The organism is Streptomyces cellostaticus (assembly GCF_001513965.1).
Taxonomy (GTDB): domain Bacteria; phylum Actinomycetota; class Actinomycetes; order Streptomycetales; family Streptomycetaceae; genus Streptomyces; species Streptomyces cellostaticus.
Genome location: NZ_KQ948140.1, coordinates 1 through 722, shown reverse-complemented (window position 1 = coordinate 722; position 722 = coordinate 1). Strand labels below are relative to the sequence as shown.

The 722-nt window shown below is 63.3% G+C and carries 1 protein-coding gene and 1 pseudogene; both read right to left on the bottom strand.

All coding sequences use genetic code 11. From position 1 onward, the window contains the following. A pseudogene (locus AQI88_RS45690) lies at nucleotides 1–101 on the bottom strand (IS5/IS1182 family transposase); the annotation flags it as partial. Nucleotides 102–476: 375 nt separating this feature from the next. Further along, nucleotides 477–722 (bottom strand): hypothetical protein (locus AQI88_RS47325; RefSeq protein ID WP_208616113.1); only part of this gene is annotated, 246 nt, incomplete at its 5' end.

Here is a 722-nt window from a genome sequence, read left to right as displayed (position 1 = left end):
TGGAGCTTGCAGCGCCGGTCGCCCTCACGGGTGACAATCAGCATGGTGACCCACTCGACGAGCGCATGCGGCAGGTCGAGTGCGGCAGGATGGATGACCAACGAGGCCCCCGAGCAACGTGATTGAGACGTCAGACATCTCGATCAACAGCCCAGGGGCCTCGCTCGTTGCGGCTCACAGACTGTCACCCGATCGGTGGCCACCTCGAAGAAGCTCAATGACTCTGGATGACCGATCCATTCTTAGCTACGGATCAGAAGGCTTCTGACATCCACGGCTGACATCAACGACGCCGGACGAAGGTGTACACCAGCACCCCTGTCCGGCCGTCGTACCCGTCGACGACGGCCTCCGGAGCGGGTTCGGATCGAACTTACAAAGCGGTGGTACCAGCAGGCACCGACTCGTACCCTGCCCACATGTGCCGCTATGGGATGGCCTACTACAAGCGCCACTTCGTGTGTCTTGCGTGCCGGTCATCGTTCAAACGCGACTGGCCGGACGAGCGTGAGCAGCCTTGCCCGCGTTGCGGTGCCGTCATGATTGATGCCGGGCACGATCTCGCTGTTCCACGCCGCCGAGACGCCGCCGGTTGGAAGGCCCTCGGTGTCGTGCTGAAGGCGGGACTGACCTTTCATTCGTGCGGCTGTGGTGGTCCAGGGTTTCGGCCGCGCACGCCTGCGGAAGTACGCGCCAGACGGATCGCCGCGGTACGACAGGGT